Genomic DNA, 9,844 nt, shown 5'->3' with positions numbered 1-9,844 from the left:
CCAGAGCCGATGGTACTGCCGTAACAGGTGGGAGAGTAGGTCGGTGCCGATTTTTATACAAGCCTCTTGGTTCACGCCAAGGGGCTTTGTTTGTTTAGGGACCTGGCTAAATGGCTAATGGTTATATGGTGAAATTGTTTAATAACCACAGAGTTGCACAGTGGTACACGGAGTAGGAATGACTTTGTGTAACCCGGTGCAACTCTGTGGTTTATTTTTTAACAATAGAACAATAAAACAATAAATCAATAAAACAAATCATCTAAGTAACAGTCTACCCCAATCACATCAATTATAACGGATACGCTGTATCACTTTTGGCTTCCGAGAGTACAAAAAAACTTTGTACGGTAGTGATATTAGGAAGTAAAGCTAGTTTGTTTCTATAAAAATCATGATAAGTATCCATGTCCTCAGTTGCAATGCGTAAAATAAAGTCAAATGATCCACTCATTTGAAGGCATTCCATTACTTCCGGAAACTTAATTACCTCATCTTCAAATTGCTTTAATGTACTTGCCGTATGTGCATTTAACAATACGTGACTGAATGCAAGTAGTTTTTTGTTAATCTTTTTTCGATCTAAAATGGCGACAACGTTAGTAATTACCCCTCTTTCATGTAATCTTCGAACCCTTTCGTGGATGGTAGCAATGGATTTATGCAGTTTGAAAGCAATTTCTTTATTTGTTAATGAGGCATCTTTTTGTAGGATGCGTAATATGTCAAGATCAACATTGTCTAAATGGTTCATTTTTTATAATTATTGCTGGTGAAAAAAGTACGGAATTCAGCTTTTTAAGTATTTGTAAACTGAAAATAAGTTAGATTATTTCAACAAATTTCAGAAAATTTATGGAAATATAAAGAAGTATTGTATTTATTATCGGCAATGGTGACATTTGTAATGTGTTACTCATGTTTGATATTGACAATCAATAAAAACCCAAATAGTGCTGTGTGGATGGAAGTGAGGTAGACTGGGAATACCTCACTATCCAACCGCCAAAATCTAAACTTTATTCAAGTTTCTTCATAACCTAAATCATATAAAAGCGTCAAAATTTATTTTGACGCTTTATTTTTGCTTTAAACCGCTGTTAAATCAAAAGTATTAATCATTTTTGAGCCCGATATAAATCACGTCTTCTTATTAAAATGAAAAAACTACTGTTGTTATTTGTCGTTTGCGGGTGCTTAGCTTTTGCTAATGGGCCATCTGATTCAATTTTTATTAGACTCAATACAACAATTAACAACAAACCTGTTTTTTTTAAGAAGAAACAAGAGCGGATTGAAAATTTGAAGAGTTTGAATAGCGTGGGTTCTACGCTCATGCAGCTCTACCTGAATAACAATAATCTGATTAACGAGTATCAAAAGTTTAAGTTGGATTCGGCAATTACCTATGTTAAGTGGAACCTGGTTATTGCGAGCCAACTTAATAAAATTGAACTGATAGACGAGTCCAAACTTCAATTAGCCGCACTTTATTCTTCTTCCGGTAGATACCGCGAATCGGAAAGCATGCTTAAAAGCATCGAAAAGAAAAGGCTATCAAAGCCAATGCTAGCTGATTATTATGAGGCTAATTTTCGATTTTACGAACATTATGCAACCAATAGCTTTGATGTGACTTACATTAAGGAAATAGCAAAATATCGCGATTCACTGCTTTCTGTTTTGGATACATCTTCCTTACGATATAAAATTAATCTTGCTCAACAGAATGTAAATTCAAGTCAGTTGAAAACAGCTGAAAGAGAATTGGTGCCTTTGCTTAAAATCGCCAAGCCTAATACTCCCGACTTTGCTATGGTTACTTATTTATTAGGCGTTATTTACAGCAGAAGTGATATGCCTGATCTGGAAAAGAAATACTTTATGCTTTCGGCAATGGCCGATTTGGAAAGTGCAGTAAAGGATCATGCATCCACTCAACGATTGGCTTTGATCTATTTTAAAGAAGGCAATATTGACGAGGCTTACAAATTGATGAAATCGGCAATTGAGGATGCCATATTTTGCAATGTTCAATTTAGAACTACACAATTGTCGTCGTTTTATACCATTATAAACACGGCCTACCAGGAGAAAGAGGCGAAACGGAAAAGTCAGCTTCAGCTATATCTTGTAACGATCAGCTTGCTGGCAATTTTTCTTGTTATGGCTGTTTTTTATGTTTATAAGCAGATGCGCAAGGTCTCAAAGATCAAAGAAGAACTCTTTGGTACAAATGAAAAGTTGGCTGTTTTGAATAAACAAATTACAAAAACCAATGAACAGCTCAACAGCAGCAATACGGACCTTTCTGAATCGAATCGAGTGAAAGAAGAATATATTGCGCATTTTTTCGATCTCTGTTCTACTTATATAAACAAATTGGAAAGCTATCGAAAGGAGCTGAATAAAAAGGTAAGTGAGAAGAGGTTTGACGAGTTATCTAAGCTGTTAAAATCAACATCTATTGTTGACAATGAAGTAGAGGAACTTTACCGAAATTTCGACCACATCTTTTTAAACCTTTATCCAACTTTTGTTAAAGATTTTAATGCATTATTAATACCTGATGAACAAATTGAAATTAAGCCGGGTGATTTGTTAAATACCGAATTAAGGATTTTTGCCTTAATACGTTTAGGGATTACTGATAGTGTGAAAATAGCTGCGTTTTTGCGTTACTCTTTAAGTACCATTTATAATTACAGAACAAAGGCTCGTAATAAAGCAGCTGTTTCTCGTGATGATTTCGAAAAGTTGGTAATAAGAATTGGTTCAGAAACGACAGCTGTTATAAGATAATATAAAAACCCAAACCGTTTCCATGAATAATTGGAATGGTTTAGGTTTTTAAATGACAAGGTCTCCCATCCTATAGCTTAATCTTCTAAATGGGCAAGAAAGTTTACCAGGTTATGGTCGGTGCCAGTTAAGTTCAGTTTTTTCCTTAGACGGGTGCGAGCCACATCTATAGATTTTGCATTTTGGTGTGTTATGGCCGAAATTTCTTTGGTAGTCATATTCAGTTTAAGAAAAGCACATAGCCTGCGCTCACTCGGCGTAAGATTCGGGAATTGCTCATTTAAGTTTTTATAAAACTTATCATGCACCTGTTGAAACCGAAATTCAAACTCTTCTAATAATTCGGGTTGAAGATTTGACTGCAGATCAACCATGATTTTTTGCACCGCAGTTTGTGAGTCTTCTCCAACCTCCTTTTTCAGAACAATAAGTTTTTCTGATATGGTATTAATAAGCTCATTTTTATTTAAAAGATGTAATACGTTGGTTGCCAGCTCTTTGTCCTTTAGTTCCAGATTGCTTTCAAGGCTGCGTTTTTCCAGTTGAAGTTTCATCTGTGCTAACTGGGCATTACGAGCCTTGTTTCGTTGCAGTAAAAAGAGAAGGGAAACTACGGTTAAAGAAAGTAAAAGTCCAAGTCCTCCCATCCAATAGTACAATTCTTTTTCCTTTTGTTTGGCATCTAGTAAACGTTTTTTCTGATCGAAATCAAATTGCATTTCTAGTTCAGCAATTTTACGGGTACGTTCCTGGTTAAATAAACTGTCGTTTACTTGTTTATTTAGCTCTAATGACAATAAGGATTTATTATAGTTACCTTGTATTTTGTACAATTGGTATAAATAGTAAGAAGCCTCGTTAACCGTTTCCCAGGCACCAATGCTTATGCCTAAATCAGCAGCATCCTTAAAATATTTTTCAGCGGTGCTTAAGTCATTTTGCTGAATAAAGTATAACTCACCTATTTTAATGTAAGAACGAACCAAGCCGAGTTTGTCATCGTTATTTTTACGAAGTAGGAGTGCTTGGTTGTAATATTTAAGAGCCAGATCATTTTGTCCCTGATTTAAGTATAGCTTTCCCATATCAGTGAGTACATTGGCAATGCCTCCCAAATGATTGATCTTTTTGTTGAGGGTAAGCGATTCGTTATAAAAGGATGCTGCTTTGGCAAACTCCCTTTCTTCGTTATAACAATTACCAATATTATTTAATAAAGTAGCACGTAAAAGGACCTTCTTTTTATTGGTCTCATTTTCAGAAATAGTAAACCCTTTTAATGCCTCTTCGTAATAGGTTAGGGCCTTTTTATAATCATGTTGGAAATAATAAATGTTACCAATATTGCCGTTTATCCTTGGCAGCATTTCTGCGCCCCTGTTCTTTTGAGAATCCTTGATAAGTTGTTGATACAACTGTAATCCTCTTGGATAATTTCCTAACTCCAGGTAGGCAGTTGCAAGGTAAAAGTTTGCTGTAAACTTTAATGAATCAGAACCCAAGCTTTCTGCCAGCCTCAGTGCTTCTTCGGCGTATTTAAATGAGTGCTGTGGATAGGTGTTAATGCTTAACTCCGAAAGTAGCAATGTAATCTTTAATCGCTCCTTAGGATCATCGGTGCGCAATAGAACTCCTTCTAAGCTATCGACATTGCCGGTTTGACTATAACCTTTTGAATAAAGCAGAAAAAAACTAATTAATAAAATGAACCGTTTTACAGGAAAATCAATTTTTTCTTTTTTATAGTTAAATGGATGATTGGAAAAGCAACAACTCACTGAATAGAAAATTTTGAAAAGCAAACATACAATTTTATAAAAATGTAGCAATTGAAAAAATAGTTAGTTTAAAATAGATGCAATTTCTGCCAAGGATTTAAAACTGTTCGAGGAATTCGGCCAAACTTTGATCGGTTCCGGTTAGGTTTAGTTTTTTTCTCAGCCGTGTACGCGCAACATCAATAGCCTTAGTACTTTGGTGGGTCATTGTTGAAATATCTTTTGTGCTCATATTTAGCTTTAGTAAAGCGCAAAGTCTGCGTTCACTGGGGGTAAGGTCAACAAATTTATCATTCAGATTTTTATAAAAATTTTCATTTACCTGCTGAAACCGAAGTTCAAGTTCATCCAACAATTCAGGTTGGAGGTTTGCTTGAATATCCATGGTAATTTTTTGAACAGAGTTTTGGGTTTTAGCGTTTACATTTTGTTTAATTGCCAGTAATTTTTCCGATACTTCATTAATCAGTTCGTTTTTACTGCTAAGATGCTTAATGTGTGCAGCAAGTTCTTGTTCTTTAGTCACTAAATCTGTTTCTAACTCCTGATTAGCAAGTTGTAAATTCAGTTGTTCAAGCTCTATTTTTTTTGTTTTGTTACGCTGCCATAAGTAAAGAACAAAAACGGCTGATAATAGGAAAAATAGCGTTATCGTACCCAGCCAATAATACATCTCCTTTTTACGTTGCTGAGCTTTCAGCTCAGCCTGCTTACGATCAAAATCATACTGCATTTCCAGTTGTTGCATTTTTCTTACCCGATCAATGCTGAACAACGTGTCATTTACTGCATTATTTAATTCAAATGCTGTTAAGGCATTCTTGTAATCGCCCTTTTGTTTATATAGTTGGTAAAGATATAATGATGACATACTCACATTGGGCCAAAAATTAACCTGTTTTCCTGATTCAATAGCTTCTTTCAAATAAATTTCCGCATTCGCATAATCCTTCTGATTAAAATAATACTGCCCTATACTTAAATAAGAACTCGCCAGGCCCCATTTGTTATTGCTTTCTTTCCTTAATTGTAAAGCTTCCAGGTATTGTTTAAGGGCTAAATCCTTATTTCCCTGGTTGAGAAACAAGGAGCCTTGGTAATTGAGCACATTTGCCATCAATTCATGGTTATTTAGTTGCTTTGCCAATGTTAGGGCCTGGTTGAAATAATCGGCAGACATTGAATAGTTTTTTGTTTCATTGTAAACAATACCAATGTTTTTTAACAGATAGGCTTTGCGTTCAATCAATTTTTTATTAGTTATATTTTTCTTCGAAAACTGAGTTAAGGCGTAAAAGAAATACTGTATAGCCTTCCGATTGTTATTTTGGAAGTGATAAAGTATTCCCAATCGTTCATAGACTGAAAACAACGCGTTGGAGTCACCTAGCTTTTGAGCACCAATTATTGCTTTTTGATAAAGCTGCAAGGCTTTAGGGTAATTGCCAATATGTAAATAGGCGGTAGCCTGATTAATATATGCGTTGTTTAACAATGAATCAGAACCCAGGTTTTGAGCCAGTAACTCCGATTCATGGGCATAGGCCAGTGCTTGTGAAGGGTTATTCTTATATAATTCTTCCGAAAGTTCATTAGTGATAGCAAGCTTCGACAATTCATCTTCGGTGTGTTTTAATGCTTTTTTTAAACTGTCGATAGAGGAAACAGACTGGGCCTTTAGAAGTTGAACCAGGCAGAATAACATCAGAAATAAGGCTGAAAATCGCATTATTTTCCAGTTTTACTTGTTAAAACTACTCCAGTAAGCTGAGGCTGTTTTAAACAGGTTTTGTAGTGATTAATTTAGTGAAAAACCCTGAATAAGTGACCTTTAATTAAATACGGAAAGTTATCCCCTTCAGAATATTTGGCTGTAACTGTTACGTAATCCAGAATATAATTTTACATGGTTTTCATCCAATCGACTTGGAATATTTTTTAACTCTCTGTTTACTTTCTTGTTTTCGCCACTTTTTAGCCTTCGAATTCTCTCTATGTAGTAATGAAATATTGATAGATAAGGCCATCTGTAGTGATATTGTAGTGATGCGCTATTGTTTGATAATCAGCTAAAAACGCGTATTTGTAGTTCGGTAATTCAAATAAAAAAATCAATTCGATGAAGCAAAAAGTGTACTATTTATTAACTTTTGTTTGGCTAATCTGCTTGCTTTGCCAGTCAGGTTATGCTCAAACAAAAAGCATTAAAGGGACAAGGTCAAACAGCCAGGACACAGCCCTTTTTAAAACGGTTACCGTTTTTGTAAAAGACCTCGGTAGTTCCAAAGTATTAGATAGTGTTCGTGTAACATTAGGCCAAGAGTCAAAATTTACTACTAATGGACAGGTGGTGTTCGAAAATAATTCAAGTCGAAATCTTGTTTTATATAAGCCTGGTTTTCGGAGGGTAGCTAAATATGTTACTTCTGAAACTGTTTCGATCGCAATGGTATCGCTTAACGAATCTGAGGGATTTCTTATTAGCACAGGTCAGTCTAAATCAGTTAGTCCATTATTCTCTGGTTCAACTGTTACAGTTAAAGGAAATGATCTTCGAAAAGTTAATTCCATCAGCTTTATTGATGCTTTAAAGTATTATGTTCCTTCGTTAACAGTTACCTATAGCAACAATAATGGAAGTAACCCAAATTCACTTCCTGAAATCAGATTGCGTGGTGCAAATAATTTACCTTATGCAACCACCCTTGCTAGCTCTAAAAATGCAGGTTCAGGTGTTCAAAAGAATCCTTCTGCATCTGACTATGTTGCTTCAAATGTGACTTCCAATAGCAGTCCAATTATTTTATTGGACGGTGTTCAGGTAACACTGCAAACTGCAATGGACATTGATTTAAACCGAATTCAAAGTGTTACAGTTTTGCAAGATGCGGTATCCACAGCCAGCTTTGGATTGAGAGGCGGTAATGGCGTTATTGCTATACAAACCTCAAAACCTAAAGGTGGTCTAAATATTTCGTTTAGTGAGCAAGTGCAAGGTTCCAAAGCTGATATTTCTTCCTTTAATAGTTTAAATGCGAAACAAAAATTTGAACTGGAAAACGCCGCAGGTTTATATCCTTCAACTTCAGATGCTGTTTACCAAAAAAGATATGATCAAGTTTATAATAAAGGCAATAACACTAACTGGTTGCAAATTCCTTTACAAAATGGCTTAGGGCTAAAACATTCCATTGCTGTAAGTACCGGAACTGAGAATATTTTTTATGGTGTAACTGCATCTTACAATGATATTCAAGGAACTATGAAGGGTTCAAACAGAAAGAATTTAGACTTAAGTACTGATTTTGGCGGTAATTTGGGTGGTTTCTCTTTTAGCAATAAGTTTAGTTATCTGGGCTCTGATGCCTCAAACTCCCCATACGGAAAATTTAGTGACTATACGAAGCTGAATCCATACTGGAACCCATATGATTTAAACACCGGCAAATTTCAAAGGTATCTTGAAGGGGATGTTTATTTAAACCCTGCATATAATTCAACTTTAGCAACAACAGATAATGCTAAATATGCAAGATATAATAACCAAACCAATTTAAGTTTACTCTTAGGGGCTGGATTCCAATTAAATGGGATTGCAAGTATTACTAAGCAATCTGATGAATTAAATTATTTTTTACCTCCGAGTCATACAAGCTTTGATAATATAACTGCTGCCAATATTTTAAGCAGAGGTAGATATGATTATACAGCAAATTCATTCCTTGATGTTCAGGGTGGGGCTAATTTACAATACCAAAAGAATTTAGGTAAACATGAGATCTCGGCAAGTTTTGGTGAGAACATCTCTCAAGCCTCTAGTGAATCTGAGTTAATTTCGGTAAGTGGTTTTGCCATTGACCGGTTAGCCGATATTTCTTATGGAACGGCGTACAAAGGCGAAAAGCCTGTAAGTAGTAAAATTGTAACTCGTTATGCTTCTACTTTTGGCAATGCTTCCTACAGTTATGATAAACGTTATCAAATTGATCTATCAGGGGCACTGGATAACTATTCAGGTTTAAGCAGTGCGTCAAAGTTCGGTGCTGTTGGTTTATCATGGAATGTTCAAAATGAGAGCTTCTTAAAGAATGTAAGTTGGATCAATCAGTTAAAAGTTAAAGGAAGCTTAGGCATTACCGGTAATCAAAACTTTTTATCTTATTTAGATAGAACAGCTTATGATTATTATACTAACCAACAATATGTACCAGGCACAAGTAATAGTAGCACAATCGGTCAGGGATTGGGAGCGTATTTAATCGCTTACGGTAATAAAAACTTAAAAGCTCCTCAAACTTATAAGCAAGATGCTGGAATTGATGCAGCATTATTTAATAACAGGTTAGCGCTAAACTTCAATGTTTACCAGCAAAAGTCTTCTAATATCATAATGCCAACACTTTCAGCTTCGTCAACAGGTTATCAAAGTTATTCATACTATGATAATTATGCAGGAATTGAAAACAAGGGTTTTGAATTTGGTATAGCAGGAACTGTTTATAGATCGCAGAGAAATAATTTGAGTTGGAATGTGATGCTGAACAGTCTTCATAATACAGACAAGATTACTTCTATAGCTCCATTTATTGAGCAGGTAAATGCGAACTCTAATACAGCTTCTCATCAAGAGCAACTACAATCACAATATAAAGTAGGATATTCTCCTTCTGCAATTTGGGCAGTTCGCTCAGCAGGTATTGATCCTGAAACTGGCAATGAAATTTTCATATCGAAAGATGGATTATGGAATGCTGATGATAAAGTATTTGCCGGTAATTTAACTCCTAAATGGCAGGGTTCATTTGGTACTGATGTTACTTTCAGACAGTTTTCGTTAGGAATGTATTTCGACTATCAGTTAGGTGCAAAGGTATATAACCAAACGCTGGCCGACCGTGTTGAAAATGCAAACATTGCGTTCAATGTTGACAGCAGAGCAGCTTCAGCTCAGCGTTGGCAGCAAGACATGAGCAACCCGCTTTACAAGGCTCTTTCTGTAAATGGTATTGCTACTTCACCAACTTATGCCACAACTCGTTTTGTTGAAAATGATGATAAAATTCAGTGCGCATCCATGATGATTGGTTATGCAATGCCTAAATCAATTGCTGAAAAACTCAAGGCTCAAAGCATGGGCTTCAAATTTATAGTTAACGATGCTTTTGAATGGGGCGGTGCTAATATGGAACGCGGTATTTATTATCCTTTCCAACGCAATTACACCTTTACGTTAAATGCAAACTTTTAATCACCTAAACCGAGTT

General features: G+C 35.5%; 5 protein-coding genes. 2 read left to right on the top strand and 3 right to left on the bottom strand.

Annotated features, from left to right (window positions below):
• Window positions 1-292: 292 nt before the first annotated feature.
• Complete coding sequence (locus C3K47_RS04335; protein WP_103787886.1) at window positions 293-754, bottom strand: Lrp/AsnC family transcriptional regulator; 462 nt, start codon at window positions 752-754, stop codon at window positions 293-295.
• Window positions 755-1,302: 548 nt separating this feature from the next.
• Between C3K47_RS04335 and C3K47_RS04330 the strand changes: the two genes are divergently transcribed.
• Complete coding sequence (locus C3K47_RS04330) at window positions 1,303-2,802, top strand: DUF6377 domain-containing protein (RefSeq protein ID WP_243392488.1); 1,500 nt, start codon at window positions 1,303-1,305, stop codon at window positions 2,800-2,802.
• Window positions 2,803-2,879: 77 nt separating this feature from the next.
• On the opposite strand, the gene C3K47_RS04325 is transcribed toward C3K47_RS04330, so the two are convergent.
• Both C3K47_RS04325 and C3K47_RS04320 read right to left on the bottom strand, forming a co-directional pair.
• On the bottom strand, window positions 2,880-4,580 hold the full coding sequence (locus tag C3K47_RS04325; RefSeq protein ID WP_165784630.1) for a tetratricopeptide repeat protein: 1,701 nt from the start codon (window positions 4,578-4,580) through the stop codon (window positions 2,880-2,882).
• Between the two features lie 97 nt (window positions 4,581-4,677).
• Window positions 4,678-6,309 carry a tetratricopeptide repeat protein gene (locus C3K47_RS04320; protein ID WP_103787883.1) on the bottom strand — a complete coding sequence of 544 codons (1,632 nt, stop codon included), beginning with the start codon at window positions 6,307-6,309 and terminating at the stop codon, window positions 4,678-4,680.
• 390 nt (window positions 6,310-6,699) lie between these two features.
• On the opposite strand from C3K47_RS04320, the gene C3K47_RS04315 reads away from it, so the two are divergent.
• Window positions 6,700-9,828 carry a SusC/RagA family TonB-linked outer membrane protein gene (locus tag C3K47_RS04315; protein WP_103787882.1) on the top strand — a complete coding sequence of 1,043 codons (3,129 nt, stop codon included), beginning with the start codon at window positions 6,700-6,702 and terminating at the stop codon, window positions 9,826-9,828.
• The last annotated feature ends 16 nt before the right edge of the window (window positions 9,829-9,844 follow it).

The organism is Solitalea longa (genome assembly GCF_002920915.1).
Taxonomy (GTDB): domain Bacteria; phylum Bacteroidota; class Bacteroidia; order Sphingobacteriales; family Sphingobacteriaceae; genus Solitalea; species Solitalea longa.
Note: the sequence above shows the minus strand (reverse complement) of the source record. Positions and strands in the feature narration are given on the sequence as shown.

Bases quoted from the DNA above. Each gene is read 5' to 3' on its own strand.
- C3K47_RS04335 (WP_103787886.1), bottom strand. From the start codon at position 754: ATGAACCATTTAGACAATGTTGATCTTGACATATTACGCATCCTACAA.
- C3K47_RS04320 (WP_103787883.1), bottom strand. From the start codon at position 6,309: ATGCGATTTTCAGCCTTATTTCTGATGTTATTCTGCCTGGTTCAACTT.
- C3K47_RS04315 (WP_103787882.1), top strand. From the start codon at position 6,700: ATGAAGCAAAAAGTGTACTATTTATTAACTTTTGTTTGGCTAATCTGC.